A 17,790-nucleotide genomic window follows, 5' to 3' on the forward strand; every position below is an offset into this window, starting at 1 on the left:
GACGCCGAGGCGGCGATCCGGAAGTCCATCGCGCTGCGCCCGCAGGGCAGTTCAACGTGGGCCCAACTTGCCATCATCGAAATCCAGCGCGGCGATGCGAAGGCGGCGCTTGATGCCGCCAACAACGAGCCCGAAGGTGTGTGGCATGACATTGCGCGCGCGATGGCGCTGCAGATCGGCAAGGATCGGCAGGCTGCGGATGCGGCGCTGGCGTTGTTGATCAAGGACTATGGAGACGTTGCGCCGTTCCAGGTGGCGCAAGTGCAGGCATTGCGTCGCGACGACAAGGCCGTGTTCCGGTGGCTGGACAAGGCGCACGAAGTTCACGACCCCGGCATCGGCAATCTGCTGATCGATCCGCTGCTCATGCGCTACAAGCAAGACCCCAGGATGGCGGACTTCTGCAAGACGGTTGGCCTGCCGATGCCCACCACCAGTGAAGCCGTTGGAATCTGATCCATGTTCGATACCTCCCCGCAACTCGACTGCGCCGGCCGCCTCCTCAAGCTCGATCGTCCCCGGGTCATGGGCATCGTGAATGTCACCCCGGATTCGTTTTCCGGTGGCGACGCGCATGCCGATGCAGCGGTGGCGCACGGGCTGCGGTTGGCGGAGGAAGGTGCGGATATCCTCGACATCGGCGGCGAATCCACGCGCCCGGGCGCCAGCGATGTGTCGCTTGAAGAAGAGCTTCACCGCGTGATTCCGGTCATCGAACGGTTGGCGAAAGAAACGACGCTTCCGATCAGCATCGATACCTCGAAACCCGAGGTCATGCGCGCCGCGGTTGCTGCGGGAGCCGGGATGATCAACGATGTGTATGGGTTGCGTCGCGAAGGGGCGCTGGATGCTGCCGCTGAGCTGGGCGTGCCGGTGGTGTTGATGCACATGCTGGGCGAGCCGCGCTCGATGCAGGACGCGCCGTACTACGACGATGTGGTGGGGCAGGTGCATCGTTTCCTGGCCGAGCGCATTTTCTCCGCCGAGATGGCGGGTATCGACAGAAAACGCATCGTGGTCGATCCGGGCTTCGGGTTCGGCAAGACCACGCAGCACAACATGCAGCTGCTGGCGCAATTGCGCCGCTTCACCGAATTGGGCGTGCCGGTGCTGGCGGGGCTCTCGCGCAAGCGCAGCATTGGTGAATTGACCGGCCGCGAGCTGCCCCAAACACGGGTGGCCGGCTCGGTGGCCGCGCATCTGATCGCAGCACAACATGGCGCCATGCTGCTGCGTGTGCACGATGTGGCTGCCACCGTGGATGCGATGAAGGTCTGGCAGGCCGTGGCCAGCGTACCCGCACCGCGCAAGGATGCGGGCCATCCATCCATCATTTGGCCGGACGATGTCTGACCTTGCCAAGCGGTAGTCGCATTGGCGCACGCAATCCTCCACACTGCGCGCTTTCCATCCATCGAGGCGAGACTTCCATGCAGACTTGGCTGCGGCGTAAGGATATCGACCAAGTCACCGTGCACGAAGAAGGCCGGCGGCTGGTGCCTACCCTGAGTTGGCCGCATCTGGTGGCACTGGGGATTGGCGCCATCGTGGGCACTGGCATCTACACATTGATTGGCGTGGCCGCCAATCTGGCCGGGCCGGGGGTGTTGATTTCATTTTTGGTCGCAGGTGTGGTCTGCGCCTGCGCGGCCTTGGCCTATGCCGAAATGGCCACCCTGATGCCGGCCGCCGGCAGCGCCTATACCTACAGCTATGCCGTGCTGGGGGAAGCCATTGCGTGGGTGGTGGGCTGGAGCCTGATATTGGAATACACGTTAGTGGTCAGCACCGTGGCGGTGGGATGGTCTGGCTATGCGGTGGGCTTCCTCAAGGGGGCCGGGATCGACGTGCCGCTGGCGATCAGTGTGGGGTCACATTCGGGCGGTTTGATCAATCTGCCGGCGATCCTGATTACGTGGGTGGTGGCTGGTTTGTTGATGGCCGGCACCCGCGAAAGCGCGACGCTCAATGCGGTGTTGGTGGTGGCCAAGCTGATCGCGCTGGCGATATTCGTGGCGATTGCACTGCCGGCATTTGATGCCAGCAACCTGCACCCGTTCATGCCGCACGGCTTTACCGAAAGTTGGGGGGCCGATGGCAAGAAGTATGGCGTGATGGCGGCCGCAGCCATTATCTTTTTCGCGTTCTATGGCTTCGATGCCATCTCCACCGCCGCCGAAGAAACCAAGAATCCGGGGCGCAATCTATCCATCGGGATCGTGGGTTCGATGGTGGGCTGCACCTTGATCTACATGCTGGTGGCGCTGGCTGCGGTGGGCGCGATGCACTACACGACCTTTGGCCAAAGCCCCGAGCCACTGGCGTTGATCATGCGCGAATTGGGGCATGGCGCGGCGGCCAAGGTTGTGGCGGCAGCGGCGGTGATCGCCCTGCCCACCGTGCTGCTGGCGTTTTTCTATGGCCAGAGCCGCATCTTCTTCGTGATGGCGCGCGATGGCCTGTTGCCGCGCAGCTTGTCGAAGGTGGGCAAGCGCGGCACGCCGGTGGCCATTACCGTATTCACCGCACTGGTGACCTCGGCGTTGGCTGGGGTGGCACGGCTGGATGAAATCGCCGCATTGGCCAATGCCGGCACCTTGGTGGCATTTGTCGCGGTGTCGGTGTGCATGTTGGTGCTGCGCAAGCGCGACCCGCACCGCCCGCGTGTGTTCCGTGCGCCGCTGGCGTGGGTCATCGGGCCGGTTGCCATTCTTGGCTGTGCCTATCTATTCTCCAGCCTGCCGACCAAAACCCAGTTGTGGTGCGTGGTGTGGAATGCATTTGGCCTGCTGGTGTATCTGGCCTATGCGCGTCGCAACAGTGTGTTGGCCAAAGGCGTCAACGCCTGAGTGGAACGATAGATGGGAGCAGATCCGCGCCCGCGTGCGATCGCGTTGATGGGGCCCACCGCGTCGGGCAAAACCGCGTATGCGCTGGATTTGGCGCAGCGCATGGATGGCGAAATCATCAGCGTGGATTCGGCGCTGGTCTATCGTGGCCTGGACATCGGTGCAGCCAAGCCGACACACGCAGAGCTGGCGCAGGCACCGCACCATCTGATCGATATTCGCTCGCCTTGGCAACCGTATTCGGCGGCGGAGTTTGCACAGGACGCACGCGCGGCTATCGCTGCCATCGTGGCGCGCGGCAAGCTGCCGATTCTGGCGGGTGGCACTGGCTTGTATTTCCGCGCGTTGCTGGAAGGCCTGTCGGGGATGCCGCAGGCCGATGAAGCGACGCGCGCGGGGATTTCGGCGGAAGCGCAGGCGCATGGATGGGCGGCGCTGCACGCCGAGCTTGCCGGCATCGACCCTGACGCCGGCGCACGCATCCACGCTACCGATGCCCAGCGCATCCAACGTGCACTGGAGGTGTATCGCCTCAGTGGCCGCACCATCAGTGATTGGCAGCGCAATGTGCGCGGTGCACGCTTGCCGTTGAAGGTGCTGAAGTTGGTGCTGGCGCCGCCGGAGCGCGCCATCTTGCATCAACGCATCGAGGCGCGCTTTGATGCCATGCTTGATGCGGGCTTTCTCGATGAAGTGCGCGCCCTGCGTGCGCTGCCGGAGTTGGCTGCGCATCCACACCCCCTTGACCTGCCGGCACTACGCGCAGTGGGCTATCGGCAGGCGTGGGAGTTTTTGGATAGCCAGGCAAGCAGCCAGCAATTTCGTGAACGCGCCATTGCCGCCACCCGGCAACTGGCCAAACGGCAATACACCTGGCTGCGCGGCGAGCTGGATGCGCGTTGGTTTGATCCCATCACCCAGCGTGCCGGCTTGGATGCGGCTGTCATTGATTTTCTCGGGATACCCCTACGCTGATGCACGCAGCGTGGCGCTGCGTTAACATCGACTGTGCCCGCCGCTGCCGGACGGGCGCGGGGCCGGGGATATGCCATTGGCATCGGCGCATGCAAACAACAACAACATCACGACAGCCACGGGGAATCCATGTCGAAGTCGCAATCCTTGCAGGATCCATTCCTGAACGCCCTGCGCCGCGAGCGCGTGCCGGTGTCCATCTATTTGGTCAACGGCATCAAATTGCAGGGGACGGTCGAATCGTTCGACCAATTTGTGGTGCTGCTGCGCAATACCGTCAGCCAGATGGTGTACAAGCACGCCATTTCCACCGTGGTGCCGGCGCGCAATGTGCGTTTGAGCGTGGCGGGGCAAGATGGGGCCGAGGTCGAGCCTGAATCGGCCGAATGATGGGGTGCAGGCCGGGCTTGTAAATGCGCGCCACTGCCCGCATCTGTCAGCCAATGTCCTCTCAATTGTTCGAACGTTCGCGCGGTGGTGAAAACGCGCTACTGATCCAACCCCATGCCGGCGGTCCGCCGGCCGATGGCGTGCTGGAAGAGTTTTCCGAACTGGCGCGCTCGGCCGGTGCCCGTGTGCTGGCAGTGTTGCCGGCGCGCATCGACAAACCCAATCCGTCCATCCTGATCGGCAGCGGCAAGCTGGAAGAAGTCAAAGCGGCTTGCGATGCCGTAGGCGCGGATCTGGTGCTGATCAATCACGCCCTTTCGCCGATCCAGGAGCGCAATCTGGAAAAAGCGCTGGAGCGCCGGGTGGTGGACCGTACCGGGCTGATTCTGGATATTTTTGCCCAGCGCGCACGCAGCCATGAAGGCAAGTTGCAAGTGGAGCTTGCCCAGTTGCGGCACATGGCGACCCGGTTGGTGCGTGGCTGGACCCACCTAGAGCGCCAGCGCGGTGGCGCCATTGGCCTGCGTGGCCCCGGCGAAACCCAGCTGGAAACCGACCGTCGCCTGCTGCAAAAACGCGTGGAGATGCTGCAAAAGCGCTTGGAAAAAGTGGAGGTGCAGCACACCCAGATGCGCCGCGCACGGGTGCGCAGCGAGCTGCCACGGGTGGCCTTGGTGGGCTATACCAATGCCGGCAAGTCCACCCTATTCAATGCCTTGACCGGGGCCGATGCATACGCGGCAGATCAACTCTTTGCCACGTTGGACCCCACCGTGCGCAGGATTGAATTGGCCGGTGGTGGCGTGGTGCTGGCCGATACCGTGGGTTTTGTGCGCGATTTGCCGCACGAGCTGGTGGCTGCATTTCGCTCCACCTTGAGCGAAGCCCGGGAGGCCGATTTGCTGCTGCACGTGATCGACGCCGATGACCCACTGCGTGATGAACGCATGGCGCAGGTGGATGCGGTGTTGCAGGAGATTGGTGCTGGCGACATCCCGCAGTTGTTGGTGTTCAACAAGATTGACCGCATCGAAGGGGCACTGGCACGCATTGACAGCCGTGGTGAAGACCAGCAAGCGGTGTGGTTGTCCGCACGCGATGGCGCTGGCCTGGAGCTGCTGCGCGAAGCACTGGGTGAGCGGCTGGGTCTGCGCAGGGTAGCCGGTGAAATCATCCTGCCCACCGACGCTGGCCGGCTGCGTGCACGCTTGCATGCCTTGGACGCAATTCGCAGCGAAACCCACGACGGCGACGGTTGGCAATTGCAAGTGGATTTGCCGCTGATTGACGCCACGCGCCTTGCCGCACAATCCGATGGCGCACCGCTGCGCCCCCTTTTGCCGGCAGCAGAGCCGGCGCATCCCGTAGAATCCCCGGCATGACCATAAAAGACAGCAGCCCGCGTGGGCTCAAAGCACTCTGGATGGCCTGGAACAGGCCTGGTGGCAGTACCGGCAACGGGGGTAGTGGAATAGGTCGCATCCTGAATTCCCTGCCCAGCTTGGGTGGCGGTAGTCCGCTGCGTTGGGTGGGCTTGGTGTTCGCGTTATGGCTTGCGTTCAACTGCTTTGTCCTGATCGCCGAACAGCAGCGCGGCGTGGTGCTCCGGTTTGGCCAGTTCGATCGGGTGATGCAGCCCGGCCCCAACTTCAAATTGCCGTGGCCAGTTGAAACCGTCACCAAGGTCAACGCCACGCAAATCAAGAATTACGAGGCCAGCGTGCCGGTATTGACCCGCGATGAAAACATCGTGGATGTGTCGATCAACGTGCAATACAAAGTGGCCGATCCCAAGCTGTATCTGTTCGGCACACGCAATGGCGATGAAGTGCTCAAGCAGGCGGCGCTCAGCACTGTGCGTGAACAAGTGGGGCGTTCCGATTTGGACACCGTGCTGGGTGCGCGTGAGCAACTGGCCGTGTCTGCCCGCGAGCGCCTGCAAAAATCGCTGGAGGCTTACCGCACGGGCCTGCAAGTGACCGAGCTCAACCTGCCCGATGCGCGCCCGCCGCAGCAGGTCAAGCCGGCCTTCGATGACGTCAACAGCGCGCAGCAAGACCAACAACGTTTGATTTCCGAAGCGCGCGCCTATGCCGCCAAGATCGTGCCCGAAGCGCGTGGTCAGGCGGCCCGCGTGCGCACCGTGTCGGAAGGCTACAAGACCGCCGAGATCGCCCGCGCCACCGGCGATGCCGAGCGCTTCAGTCTGTTGGTGGCGCAATACAAAGGCGCGCCGGACGTCACCCGCAAGCGACTGTGGCTGGAAACCGTGCAAGACGTGTTGGCGAAGAACCGCAAGGTGGTGGGCGGTGATGGCCGGCAATTGATCTATGTGCCGATGACCGATGCGGCCAAAGCCGTGACGCCAACGCAGGCTCTGCTGCCAGATCTGGTGTCGCCCGCCGTGCAGGCAACCGAACAAGCAACCGAACAAAACTCGGCGCGCCCGGCCCGTAGTGGCCGTCCGGCGGGTCGTGAGGAGGTGGTGCGATGAAATTTCCGGCATGGATGGCGGCAGTGGTCGCGGCCTTGGTGTTGCTGATGGGTTCGATGTTCGTGGTCAGCGAAGGGCAAACCGCAATCGTGTTGAACCTGGGGCGCGTGGCGCGGGTCAACCTGCAACCCGGCTTGCACTTCAAATGGCCGCTGATGGAAAGCGCCCGCGTGTTTGATCGTCGCTTGCAGGTGTTGCCGGCCGAGCCCGAGCGCTACCTGACCTCCGAGCGCAAGGACGTCAGCGTGGATTTCTTCGCCATCGGCCAAATTGAAGATGCGCGTGCGTTCTATCGCGCCACCGGCGGTGATGAGTCGGCTGCCGTGGCGCGTTTGGCACCCATCATCAAGGATGCACTGCGCAATGAAATCAATGCGCGTACTTTGCAGCAGGCGGTGTCGGGCGACCGCACCACCATCGTCAAAAGCCAGTTGGGCGTGATCAATCGCGGTGCCGCCACATTGGGCATTCGCATTCTGGACCTGCGCATCAAACAGCTCGACTTGCCGACCGATAGCCGAGTGATCGACGACGTGTACAACCGGATGCGCGCGCAGCGCCAACAAGTGGCCAGCCGTTTGCGCGCCGAAGGTGAAGAGCAGGCCAACGAAATCCGCGCCGGTGCCGACCGTGACCAGCAAGTGATCATTGCCGAAGCCGAACGCGACGCGCAAAAACTGCGTGGTGAAGGCGACGCCGAAGCCGCCCGCATTTATGCCGAAGCCGCCAATCGAGACCCGGGTTTCTACGCTTTCCAGCGCAGCCTGGAGGCCTACCGCAAAGCATTTTCCGGTGGCGACAGCGTGATCGTGCTGGAGCGCAATGACCCGTTCCTGCAGTACATGCGCAGCGATCGTTGATGGCCGAGTTATGGGCGGCGCTGTGCCTGGTGGCCATCCTCGAAGGCCTGCTGCTGTTTGCCGCCCCCGCCGCATGGAAGCGGACGGTGGAACACATGCTGCAAATGAGCGATGAGCAAGTGCGCCGCATCGGCGCAGTGGTGCTGATGCTGGGGCTGGTATCGCTGTGGGTGGTGCGGGGCTAATCCCGTGCCTGCATCAGCGCAGTGGGCGAGGGTGCCGAAGGCGCGCTTGCGGGCAGGGCAAGCGGGGGCAGGTGGAACCCGGTAGAATGCACAAAAGCCGGGGCTCGCCTCGGCTTTTTCCGTGATTGCTGTTGCAGCGTTGCAGGCCGCCCCGATGGCGGTATGCGGATGGCGTTGCCGGAGTGAGTACACCCGTCCAGCGGCCCCGATGGCCGCCAGAAAATTTCAGGAGTGTGGCGTATGGGCCAGTCAGTGGTGGTGTTGGGCGCGCAGTGGGGCGATGAGGGCAAGGGCAAGATTGTGGACTTGCTCACCGAGAATATCGGCGCGGTGGTGCGCTTTCAGGGCGGGCACAATGCCGGCCATACGCTGGTCATCAACGGCAAGAAGACGGTGTTGCACCTGATTCCGTCCGGCATCCTGCGCGACGATGCGCTGTGCCTGATCGGCAACGGGGTGGTGATCTCGCCGGCCGCACTGCGCAAGGAAATCGAGGAATTGGAAGCCGCTGGCGTGGAAGTGCGCCCACGGCTGAAGATTTCGCCCGCCGCGCCGCTGATCATGCCGTACCACATCGCATTGGATCAGGCCCGCGAAAAGGCTGCCGGTGGCAAGGCGATTGGCACCACCGGGCGCGGGATTGGCCCGGCGTATGAAGACAAGGTGGCGCGTCGCGGTATCCGCATTGCCGATCTGCACTATCCCGACGCGCTGGCCGAAAAGCTGCGTGCGGCGCTGGATTACCACAACTTCGTACTGACCCAATATCTGGGCGTCGAGGCGGTGGATTTCCAGCAGACCTTCGATGAAGCGGTGGCGTTTGGCGAATACGTCGAGCCGATGAAATCCGACGTGGCCGGCATCTGCCACGAGCTGCGCAAGCAGGGCAAGCGCGTGTTGTTTGAAGGTGCGCAAGGTGCGCTGCTCGACATCGACCACGGCACCTATCCGTATGTCACATCGTCCAACACCACCACCGGTGGTGCGCTGGCCGGGGCTGGCGTGGGCGCCGATGCCATCGATTACGTGCTGGGCATTGCCAAGGCGTATGCCACCCGTGTGGGTGGCGGCCCGTTCCCGACCGAGTTGGATGATGCCATCGGTCAAGGCATCCGCGACCGTGGTGCCGAGTATGGTGCGTCCACCGGCCGCCCGCGTCGCTGTGGCTGGATGGACATCGTGGCGCTCAAGCGTGCGGTGGCGATCAACGGCATCAGCGGCCTGTGCATCACCAAGCTCGATGTGCTGGACGGCATGGAGAAGCTGAAGATCTGCATCGCTTACGAATACCACGGCAAGCGCAGCGAATACGCACCGCTGGACGCGCAAGGTTGGGAAGAATGCACGCCAGTGTATCTGGAGTTCCCGGGCTGGAACGAGAACACCCACGGTGTGACAGAGTGGGACAAGCTGCCCGCGGCCGCCCGCGCCTACTTGCGTGCGCTGGAAGAGCTGGCCGGTTGCCCGATCAGCATCGTGTCCACCGGCCCCGACCGCGACCACACCATGGTGCTGCACGACCCGTTCGCCTGATCGCGCTTGATACCGCCACGCATTTCGCCCGGCCTGGTGCCGGGCGCATTGTTTTGCAATGTTGCTTGCAGATGTTCACGCGCAGGCCATGCCCATACCCAATGGTATGCTGGGCAGATGCGCACACTTACTGCTCCATCGGCATCGCTGCCGCTCCCTGGCATTCAGCAAGCCCGCGAAGAACTGGCCAATGCGTGGACCCACGGCGTGGGCGCGGCGGCGGCACTGGCCGGCGGTGCGGTGCTGGTCACCCTGACCGCAATTTTTGGCGATGGCTGGCAATTGGCCGGGGCCATCGTGTTCGGAGTCGCGCTGCTGCTGCTGTACACCGCTTCCACCCTGTACCACGCAATTTCACACCCGGTGCTCAAAGGCCGCTTGAAGGTGTTTGACCACTGTGCGATTTATCTGCTGATCGCCGGCACCTATACCCCATTCACCTTGGTGGGTTTGCGTGGACCTACCGGCTGGTGGCTGTTTGGCACCATCTGGACATTGGCACTGGCCGGCGTGGTGTTCAAATTGTTTTTTACCGGCCGCTTCAAGCGGCTGTCCACCGGTATTTACATCGGCATGGGCTGGCTGATTGTGTTGGCGATCAAACCCATGCTGCACGCACTCGGCACCGCATCCCTACTGTGGCTGCTGGCCGGTGGCGTGGCATACACGGCGGGTACGTTTTTCTACATGCGCCCACAACTGCGTTATTCGCATGCCATTTGGCACGGGTTTGTGATCGCCGGCAGCACTTGTCATTACATTTCGGTCATGCAGCATTTGCTGTAGCCCACAGGGTTCTATGACTTCCGGCGGTGTGCGCGGGGCGGCATAGGCGGGATGATCGGCATCTTCGCCGTTCCTCCCTGAGGTTTTCCCATGCGTTGTATCTTGGCTTCCGCCATTGCCCTGGCCCTGTCCACCGGCAGTTTTGCCGCCGCTGCACAGTCTGCCGCAGCTCAACCTGTTTCTGCGTCGATGGATGCGGTCACCACGCAGCTTCCCCGCAATGTGCGGCCGTCGCACTACACCATCGAAGTGACTCCGCATGCCGAAGCGATGACTTTCGATGGCAAGGCGAGGATCGACATCGAGGTACTGGAAGCCACCAATGCAGTGGTGTTGCAGGCCATCGACATGACGTTTGCCAACAGCATCGTGATCAATGCGAAGGGCAAGCCCATGCTGGCCAAAGTGAGTGTGGACGCGCAGGCGCAGACCGCTACGTTTGCGTTCGATAAACCTTTGGCACCCGGCAACTATGTCCTCTCCACCGATTACACCGGCAAGATTGGCACCCAGGCCAACGGCTTCTTTGCGCTGGATTACCCCACTGCCAACGGCAAGCAGCGCGCGCTGTACACCCAGTTCGAAAACTCCGATGCGCGTCGCTTCATTCCGTCCTGGGATGAACCCAACTTCAAGGCCACCTTCGATTTGACCGTCAACGCGCCCACCGGCCAGATGGTGGTAGGCAATATGCCCGCCAAAGATGTCAAAGACCTGGGCAATGGGCTGACCCGCACCACGTTTGCCACCTCGCCGAAAATGTCCACCTACCTGCTGTTTCTAGGGGTGGGTGATTTCGACCGCGCAACATTGAACACCGATGATGGTGTGGAAGTGGGCGTCATCGCGCAGAAAGGCAAGGCCGAGCAGGCGCGCTTTGCACTGGAGGCCAGCCGCGATGTGTTGCGAGAGTACAACGAATACTTTGGGGTGAAGTATCCGCTGCCGAAGCTGGATAACATCGCTGCACCCGGGCGCAGCCAGTTCTTCAGTGCAATGGAAAACTGGGGCGCGATTTTTACCTTCGAATATGCGCTGTTGCTGGATCCTGCCACGTCCAGCATTGGTGATAAACAGTCTGTCTTTACCACCGCGGCGCATGAAATCGCGCATCAGTGGTTTGGCGATTTGGTCACCATGCGATGGTGGGATGATTTGTGGTTGAACGAAGGCTTTGCCACTTGGATGGAGGGCCGCACCACACGTAAATTGCATCCGGAATGGGATACCAGCGGCGTGGATGCGGCGTTTACCAGCCGTGGTGCAATGGGTGGCGATGCGTATGCCACCACTCATCCCGTGGTGCAGCACGTGGCTACCGTCGAGCAAGCCAGTCAGGCGTTTGACGGCATCACCTATGGCAAAGGCTCGGCGGTGATTTCGATGCTGGAAGACTATGTGGGTGAGGACGCATGGCGCAGCGGCGTGCGTAGCTATATCAGCAAGCATGCCTACGGCAATGCGGTGACCGATGAGCTGTGGCAGGAAATGGAGAAAGCCGCGCCGGGCAAGCAATTTGTGCAGGTGGCGCACGACTTCACTTTGCAGCCCGGCGTGCCGCTGATCAAGGCCAGCCAAGTTTGCGTGGATGGCAAGACCCAGCTGGCGTTGGAGCAAGGCGAGTTCACGGTCGATCGTCCCAACAAGACACCATTGCGTTGGCGCGTGCCGGTCACCGTGCGTGCGGGCGACGGTAGCGAGGTGCGTGTGCTGGTGGACGGCAAGGCCAGTGTCAGCGTGCCGGGGTGCAATGCGCCGGTGCTGATCAATGCCGGGCAGAAAGGGTATTTCCGCACCCAATATTCGCCGGCGCAATTCAAGACTCTGAGTGCCGGCTTCAGCAAGTTGCCGGTCGTCGATCAAATGGGCGTGATGATGGATGCCAGCGCACTGGCAGCGGTGGGTTTGCAGCCCGAATCGGATACCCTGGATCTGGCCATGCAGGTGCCAATGAGCGCTGCTCCGGAGTTGTGGCAGATGGTGGCCGGCAGCATGGGAGGGATCGATGACATGCTCAAAGGCAACGACAAGCGGCAAGCTGCGTTCCGCAAATTCGCGTTGGCCAAACTTGCGCCCAAATTTGAGCAATTGGGATGGAATACCCGTGCCGGTGAATCCAGCTCCACCAAACAGTTGCGCACCAGCTTGATTGGCATGTTGGGCGGGCTGGGCGATGCCAAGGTATTGGCCGAAGCGCGCCGTCGTTTTGCGGCCGCGGCCACCGACCCGCAAGCATTGCCGCCAGACCTGCGGCGCACCGTGCTTGGCCTGGTGGCACGTAATGCCGATGCCGCCACGTGGGACAAGTTGCACGCGATGGCGAAAACAGAAAAATCGGCAATGTTGCGTGATCAATACTATGGCCTGCTGGCACGCAGCAAGGACAAGGCATTGGCGCAGCGTGCGCTCGACATGGCATTGACCGACGAGCCGGGCGCTACCAATTCCGCAGGGATGATCTCGGGGGTGTCATGGGAGCATCCGGATCTGGCCTTCGATTTCGCGGTGGCGCATCGCGAGCAGGTGGACAAACTGGTGGATAGCACCTCGCGTGCCCGCTACTACCCTGGCTTGGGCGGCGCAGCGCGTGACTTGAAAATGGTCGACAAGATCAAAGCCTTCGCCGACAACTACATTGCAGCCACCTCGCGCCGCGATGCCGAGCAGGTGATGGCAGGCATCCAGACCCGCGTCAAACTGCGTGCGCAACGGATGCCGCAGATCGATGCGTGGTTGAAGCAGCACGGTATTTGATCGCACTGGTTTGAAACACAACAGGCCCCGCGCATTGCGGGGCCTGTTGTCATTTGCGCGAGTGGAACGGCTTAGAACGCATATTCCGCCATCAGGTTGAATGCACGGCCACGAGGGTCGGCCACACGTGCTTCCCAACCAGCACCATCGCCATCATCCAGGTAGCGCAGGGTGAACGGCGGATCGGTATTGAGCAGATTGCGGATGCCAAAGGTCAGCTTCAACTTGTCGATACCGGTCCAGCTCACGCTGTAGTTGTACAAGGTGTAGCTGTCCACCTTCGGGTTGTATTCGGCAGGGGTATAGCCGTTCGCAATTCCCGGCGGCACCCAATCCCTGTAACCGCCGCGATAGACCTGGGTTAGCGAGTGCGCCCAGTTGCCCTTCTGCCAAGCGAATCCAAGTGTGTGCTTCCACTTGATCGGCAGGTTGAAGTAGCGCTCGTATTCGCCCACCAGGTTGCCGGTGTAGGGCAGGCTGTCGAAACTCTTGGTCTTGAACGTATCCAGGTAGTTGCCATTCAGATGGATGTTCCAATTGCCTCCGGCAAGCTCGCCGCGCAAGTTGGCATCCAGCTCGATACCACTGGTCAAGGTGCCGCCGGTATTGATGTAGCGCTGGTCGATCTGGATGATGTTGCCACTGCTGTCACGAATGAAGTTGGACGCATACATGGGGTAGTTGGCGGTCATCGTGGATAGATTGAATCCGCTGCGGATGGTGTTGAAGCGCTCGATTTGCCACCAATCCACGCTGACATTGAAGTTGGCCGTCGGTGCGATGACAAAGCCCAAGCTGCGCTGCTTGGCTTCCTCCGGCTTCAGGTTGGGGTTGCCACCGGTGACGATGTCCGGGCGAATTTGCACATTGCAGTTGGCCACATCCGGGTTGTAACGACCATTCGGGCATTTGGCAGGATCGGCCAGATCCAGGCCGGTGTATTGGGTTTCGGTGATGCCACGGAACAATTTCGCAAAGTCCGGCACCTTGAATCCGGTGCTGTAGGCACCACGGAACACCAGCCAATCGATGGGGTGCCACTTGAACGAATATTTCGGGTTGGTGGTGCCGCCAAATCCGTCGTATTGGTCGTGACGCACGGCGATGTTCAGTTCCAGACTGTTGGTGACCGGCAGGTTGAATTCGGCGAATACGGCTTTGACATTCCGTTTTTTGGGCGACATGTAATTGGAAGCATCACCCGGGGCGCCAAAAATGAAGGCATTGCCCTGCGCCCACTGGCTGGGGCCATTGAACTCATATTCTTCACGCCGGATATCCACGCCGACTGCGGCTTTCACGTCTTCTTCGCCCCACAGCTTGAAGCCCAAGCTGCCACTGGCACTGGCATCCAGCGTGGTCGTGGTGGAGACACCTTTATACAGCAGCAAACCACTGGCGTCGGCTGCAGCCAACGCCGCATAGGCGGCTTGCGATTGATCTTGCCCTGGCATCAGAAACGGGTTGAGCAGCCCACTTTTCAAGGCGACCTTCAGTTGCGGGGTGTAGTAATAACCACCGGCCAGCACCGATTGCGCACTGCTTTGCGCGCGCGACAGGCCCACGTCGTAGTCCCAGTTGGCAAGGGTGCCGGTCAGGCCAAACAACAGTCGGTACGCCTTGGTCTCGGTTTCCAGTTGGCGTGGGCCACAGGCGTAGCAACGCCAGCGGTAGGTGATCGGCTTGCCATAGGCCAGATTGGTCTGATCGCCGAAATAGGCGTGGATCTGGTTGTAGATCGCGTCGTAGGTGGCTTTGGTGTTGGCGTTCAGCTCATAGGCATCCAGCTGGGTGGCACTGGCATTGATGCTGGAGCTGATTTGCTGGGCTTCGAAGAAACGCGTTGACGTGACTTTGGAGCCCATGAATTCGGCAAAAAATTCATGGTTGTCATTGATCTTGAAGGTGGCGCGGCCAATGCCTTGCAACGTGTCCACCGGTTGCTGGATGGTGCGTGCACGGCCGTAGTCCCATGCGCAGCCGAAGCTGGCACCGGGGCTGGCCCAGGCTTTGTCATCGTACGGGCCCATCATGTCGCCGCCATTGATGCAGCCGGCACCACCGGGCAGATCCAGGGTATTGATGGTGGTCTTGGTCAGACCGGTGGCGGGATCTTTCAGGCCGCCACCAATCATGCTGCCGGTGCCGGTGACAACGTTGGCAAATGGTGTGCCACGGGTATCCGGACCCAAGCCACGTTCAGGCTGAAAGCTGTTGGCAAAATCGCGTTGGTTGCCGCGCAGGATTTTGTTTTTCTTGACGTTGACCGCAGCCCACACATTCCAGTGATCAGTGTCCAGATCACCCCAACCACCGAGTAGGCTGGCGTTGTAGATATTGCCGCCGCCTTGTTGGGTGACATCGGCACCAGCGCTGATCGAGTAGCCCTGATAATTTTTGCGGGTGATGAAGTTGATTACGCCGCCGATGGCGTCGGTGCCATACACCGCCGAGGCCCCGTCGCGCAGTACTTCCACGCGTTCGATGGCGGCAAACGGGATCGAGTTCAAATCCACCACTTGCCCGGCCAGACCGTGTGCCGCCACGCGGCGGCCATTCAACAGTACCAAGGTGGCATCGGCTCCTTGCCCCCGCAGATTGGCACCGGACACACCATTGTTGCCGCGAGTGCCGGGAGGAGCAACGCCACTGTTGGCGGCAAGACTGTCCGGTCCGTTACTGGCTACATTCAACTGCTGCAACAGCTGTTCCGCAGAGGTAATGCCTTGGGCATCAATTTCCGCGCGTTGGATGATGGTGATCGGCAGCGCCGCTTCAACGTCGGTGCGCTGGATACGCGATCCGGTCACCGTCATGCGATCCAAAGTTTTGACCTTGCTATCGGTACTGCTGTCTTTGGGGTCAGCCTGCTGCGCCATGACGGGCATGGTCAGGGCGGCCAACAGCGCAAGGCTCAGGCGGCGCATATGGAGTGTGGTGCGTGAAGACATCGCGATTCCCCAGTGGTGTATGTGACCGGCCGCATCTGCGACCGCTGCAATCGATGTCGCTCTTTGTTCCCCTGAGCGTCATGCGGTTGTCACCTAATCTAGCGGGTATTGCCGAGCTGTGGAATAGGTGTTTCCGATCAGGTTTGTTTTTGGAATAGCGCATTCCGAAACAGCCAAAGCCTCGCAGAACGGGGCTTTGGGGGGGGCGCAAGCAGGTGCGCTTGGGCTTGACCAAGTGACAAAGCGGTCTCGGTCAAACCTGCAGCAACGCACGGTACGCGGCTACGGCATCCGGCCAACGCGGGCGCCAGCCGCTTTCCAGCAAGCGCGCATTGGACAGCCGCTTGCCGGTGGGGGGCATTGGCGTACGCGCAGGCCGGGGGACACGCAGCAGATCGGCAAGCTGATCATAAAATGCCGCTTTCTCTGCAGGGTTGCCATCGGTGCCGATATAACAGGGCTGCGGTTGCGTGATTTGCAGCAGATGTACGCAGGCGGCAGCGGCATCTTCAATATGGATCCGGTTGGACCAATGTCCGGGACCCTCTGGCGCAAGCAAACGCTGGTGCCGCAAGCTGTCCAGCAGGCGCGTGCGCCCGGGGCCGTAAATGCCGCCCAACCGAAGGGTGACGGCCTGCTGTGGCAGATGCTGCTGCAACCATGCTTCGGCCATCAGCAGGGCGTGACTGCGAAATTCATTCGCCAGCGTGGGGGTGCGCTCATCGACCCAGGACGCTGCGGATTCGATGCCCGCCTCTGGCCAAACCACGGTGGAGCCTACCAGCAGCACGCGTTGCAGGTCCTGCCGGCAAGGGAGCGCGGCAAGCAAATTCTGCAAGCCGGCAGGGTAGGTGGCCTGATAGCAAGCCGCAGTCCTTTGATCCGGTGAGGGCGCAAACAGGATGTGGCTAACCTGCGGAAGCACCCCGCGTAGCGTATGCGGTGCGGACAAGTCGGCTTGAATGCCGAGCACGCCGGGTGCAGCACTGGGCCTGCGCCGCAAATGCCAGACCTGCCATCCGCTGGCGTGCAGTGTTGCCGCGACACGTTGGCACAACTCGCCGCCCACCAGCAAAATTGACGGATCCATCTGCGCGCTTGGCTGGAGCATTCCCATGTGCCTAGTGTGCGTGAATCGCTAGTGTGCGTGAATCGCGGGGGTTGCCATAGAGTGCGCGCCGCTGCGCAATCGGTTGGCTGCGTCAGTCATTGGCAGTCAGTGTGGCGGTGTGTGGCACGCGCCGCCATTTGTCCACGTTGTAGCCCCAGCCGCGCAGTTGCTGTCGCGCATGCTCAAGATCATCGACGGAAACCTGCTTGGAACGTGAAAAGACCCAGGCATAGTCACGCGTGTCGCGGGCGACCACCATCAGGCTGTAGTCGTCGCGCAGCCAGGCCACCACGTACTGTGCCTTGACGGGGCCGAACACGCGCACGTCCCAGACCGCGTTGTTGGTCCCCGGGCGCACCCGCGCCGGCGCCTCGATGTGCTTGCGCGGACCGTTGGCACGCCCCTGGTTGAAGGTCAGGGTGGTGCGGATGCTGCCGTCCCGGAGCAGCGTGTAGGTTTCCACCGCGTTCCACGCGTCACGCTCGAACGCGGTGGGAATGCCGCCGACGAGGTACCAGGTGCCCATGAACCGGGCGAGGTCCACGTGCGGGACGGGGCGGATGGCGGGCAGGTTGGCGGCCACCGCGCCCGCGACCAGCAGCAGGGCCAGCAGCCATCCGGGACGGAGCAACGGGCGCCGGTGCATGGCCGGTCCCGTCAGCGACGTTCGAACAGATAGTGCGACACCATCCATTCCTGGCCGTCGGCGTAGCCGAACAGCTCGGCGCAGGCCATCCAGAACATCCGCCAGCGCTGGTACCACAGGCCGGCGGCGTCGCCATAGGCCTCGCGCAGGATCGCCATCACCTCGGCGCGGTGCGCGTCCTGGTGCTCCAGCCACTGGTTGGCGGTCTTCTCGTAATGGGTGCCGTCCACCAGCCACTGCTGGCGGATCGCCAGCG

At 61.8% G+C, this 17,790-nt stretch carries 15 protein-coding genes and 1 pseudogene; 12 read left to right on the plus strand and 4 right to left on the minus strand.

Annotated features, from left to right (window positions below):
• The 12 genes from QWB57_RS03150 to QWB57_RS03205 form a co-directional block, all read left to right on the plus strand.
• A partial coding sequence (locus tag QWB57_RS03150; RefSeq protein ID WP_288968296.1) for a hypothetical protein occupies positions 1–456 on the plus strand: 456 nt, incomplete at its 5' end.
• A gap of 3 nt (positions 457–459) precedes the next feature.
• Positions 460–1,353 (plus strand): dihydropteroate synthase, encoded by an 894-nt coding sequence (gene folP / locus QWB57_RS03155; protein ID WP_288968297.1) that lies wholly within the window; start codon positions 460–462, stop codon positions 1,351–1,353.
• A gap of 77 nt (positions 1,354–1,430) precedes the next feature.
• A complete protein-coding gene (locus QWB57_RS03160) occupies positions 1,431–2,849 on the plus strand; it encodes an amino acid permease (protein WP_288968299.1) in 1,419 nt (472 codons plus the stop codon).
• Positions 2,850–2,861: 12 nt separating this feature from the next.
• Entirely contained in the window at positions 2,862–3,824 is a 963-nt protein-coding gene (gene miaA, locus QWB57_RS03165; protein ID WP_223628063.1) for a tRNA (adenosine(37)-N6)-dimethylallyltransferase MiaA, read from the plus strand.
• Positions 3,825–3,953: 129 nt separating this feature from the next.
• Positions 3,954–4,214, plus strand: a complete 261-nt coding sequence (gene hfq / locus QWB57_RS03170; RefSeq protein ID WP_223628065.1) for an RNA chaperone Hfq — start codon at positions 3,954–3,956, stop codon at positions 4,212–4,214.
• A 65-nt stretch (positions 4,215–4,279) separates the two neighbouring features.
• Positions 4,280–5,596 carry a ribosome rescue GTPase HflX gene (gene hflX, locus QWB57_RS03175; RefSeq protein ID WP_223628750.1) on the plus strand — a complete coding sequence of 439 codons (1,317 nt, stop codon included), beginning with the start codon at positions 4,280–4,282 and terminating at the stop codon, positions 5,594–5,596.
• 41 nt (positions 5,597–5,637) lie between these two features.
• Positions 5,638–6,708: an FtsH protease activity modulator HflK gene (hflK, locus tag QWB57_RS03180; protein ID WP_288968306.1), complete on the plus strand. Its 1,071-nt coding sequence runs from the start codon at positions 5,638–5,640 to the stop codon at positions 6,706–6,708.
• The gene (hflC, locus tag QWB57_RS03185) at positions 6,705–7,568 is read left to right on the plus strand and encodes a protease modulator HflC (RefSeq protein ID WP_223628067.1); all 864 of its coding nucleotides are present in this window, start codon (positions 6,705–6,707) and stop codon (positions 7,566–7,568) included. The genes hflK and hflC overlap by 4 nt, the downstream gene beginning before the upstream one ends.
• Positions 7,568–7,753, plus strand: coding sequence for a DUF2065 family protein (locus QWB57_RS03190; RefSeq protein ID WP_223628069.1), 186 nt, complete (start codon positions 7,568–7,570; stop codon positions 7,751–7,753). Before hflC ends, QWB57_RS03190 begins: the two co-directional genes overlap by 1 nt.
• Positions 7,754–7,993: 240 nt before the next feature.
• Positions 7,994–9,286 (plus strand): adenylosuccinate synthase, encoded by a 1,293-nt coding sequence (locus QWB57_RS03195; protein WP_223628071.1) that lies wholly within the window; start codon positions 7,994–7,996, stop codon positions 9,284–9,286.
• A gap of 117 nt (positions 9,287–9,403) precedes the next feature.
• On the plus strand, positions 9,404–10,072 hold the full coding sequence (locus tag QWB57_RS03200) for a hemolysin III family protein (RefSeq protein ID WP_223628073.1): 669 nt from the start codon (positions 9,404–9,406) through the stop codon (positions 10,070–10,072).
• A 90-nt stretch (positions 10,073–10,162) separates the two neighbouring features.
• Positions 10,163–12,826: a M1 family metallopeptidase gene (locus QWB57_RS03205; RefSeq protein ID WP_223628075.1), complete on the plus strand. Its 2,664-nt coding sequence runs from the start codon at positions 10,163–10,165 to the stop codon at positions 12,824–12,826.
• Positions 12,827–12,897: 71 nt separating this feature from the next.
• On the opposite strand, the gene QWB57_RS03210 is transcribed toward QWB57_RS03205, so the two are convergent.
• From QWB57_RS03210 to QWB57_RS03225, 4 genes and pseudogenes are all read right to left on the minus strand, one after another.
• Complete coding sequence (locus QWB57_RS03210) at positions 12,898–15,777, minus strand: TonB-dependent receptor (RefSeq protein ID WP_288968300.1); 2,880 nt, start codon at positions 15,775–15,777, stop codon at positions 12,898–12,900.
• Positions 15,778–16,030: 253 nt separating this feature from the next.
• Positions 16,031–16,894, minus strand: a complete 864-nt coding sequence (locus tag QWB57_RS03215) for an SDR family NAD(P)-dependent oxidoreductase (RefSeq protein ID WP_223628079.1) — start codon at positions 16,892–16,894, stop codon at positions 16,031–16,033.
• A gap of 85 nt (positions 16,895–16,979) precedes the next feature.
• On the minus strand, positions 16,980–17,534 hold the full coding sequence (locus QWB57_RS03220) for a lipocalin family protein (protein ID WP_288968302.1): 555 nt from the start codon (positions 17,532–17,534) through the stop codon (positions 16,980–16,982).
• 11 nt (positions 17,535–17,545) lie between these two features.
• A pseudogene (locus QWB57_RS03225) lies at positions 17,546–17,790 on the minus strand (SAM-dependent methyltransferase); the annotation flags it as partial.

Origin of the sequence: uncultured Thermomonas sp., assembly GCF_937872235.1 — a bacterium.
GTDB classification, from domain to species: domain Bacteria; phylum Pseudomonadota; class Gammaproteobacteria; order Xanthomonadales; family Xanthomonadaceae; genus Thermomonas; species Thermomonas beijingensis.

Excerpts from the sequence above, each read along its gene's own strand:
- folP (WP_288968297.1), top strand. The coding sequence starts at position 460 with ATGTTCGATACCTCCCCGCAACTCGACTGCGCCGGCCGCCTCCTCAAG.
- QWB57_RS03160 (WP_288968299.1), top strand. The coding sequence starts at position 1,431 with ATGCAGACTTGGCTGCGGCGTAAGGATATCGACCAAGTCACCGTGCAC.
- miaA (WP_223628063.1), top strand. The coding sequence starts at position 2,862 with ATGGGAGCAGATCCGCGCCCGCGTGCGATCGCGTTGATGGGGCCCACC.
- hfq (WP_223628065.1), top strand. The coding sequence starts at position 3,954 with ATGTCGAAGTCGCAATCCTTGCAGGATCCATTCCTGAACGCCCTGCGC.
- hflK (WP_288968306.1), top strand. The coding sequence starts at position 5,638 with ATGGCCTGGAACAGGCCTGGTGGCAGTACCGGCAACGGGGGTAGTGGA.
- hflC (WP_223628067.1), top strand. The coding sequence starts at position 6,705 with ATGAAATTTCCGGCATGGATGGCGGCAGTGGTCGCGGCCTTGGTGTTG.
- QWB57_RS03190 (WP_223628069.1), top strand. The coding sequence starts at position 7,568 with ATGGCCGAGTTATGGGCGGCGCTGTGCCTGGTGGCCATCCTCGAAGGC.
- QWB57_RS03195 (WP_223628071.1), top strand. The coding sequence starts at position 7,994 with ATGGGCCAGTCAGTGGTGGTGTTGGGCGCGCAGTGGGGCGATGAGGGC.
- QWB57_RS03200 (WP_223628073.1), top strand. The coding sequence starts at position 9,404 with ATGCGCACACTTACTGCTCCATCGGCATCGCTGCCGCTCCCTGGCATT.
- QWB57_RS03205 (WP_223628075.1), top strand. The coding sequence starts at position 10,163 with ATGCGTTGTATCTTGGCTTCCGCCATTGCCCTGGCCCTGTCCACCGGC.
- QWB57_RS03210 (WP_288968300.1), bottom strand. The coding sequence starts at position 15,777 with ATGTCTTCACGCACCACACTCCATATGCGCCGCCTGAGCCTTGCGCTG.
- QWB57_RS03215 (WP_223628079.1), bottom strand. The coding sequence starts at position 16,894 with ATGGGAATGCTCCAGCCAAGCGCGCAGATGGATCCGTCAATTTTGCTG.
- QWB57_RS03220 (WP_288968302.1), bottom strand. The coding sequence starts at position 17,534 with ATGCACCGGCGCCCGTTGCTCCGTCCCGGATGGCTGCTGGCCCTGCTG.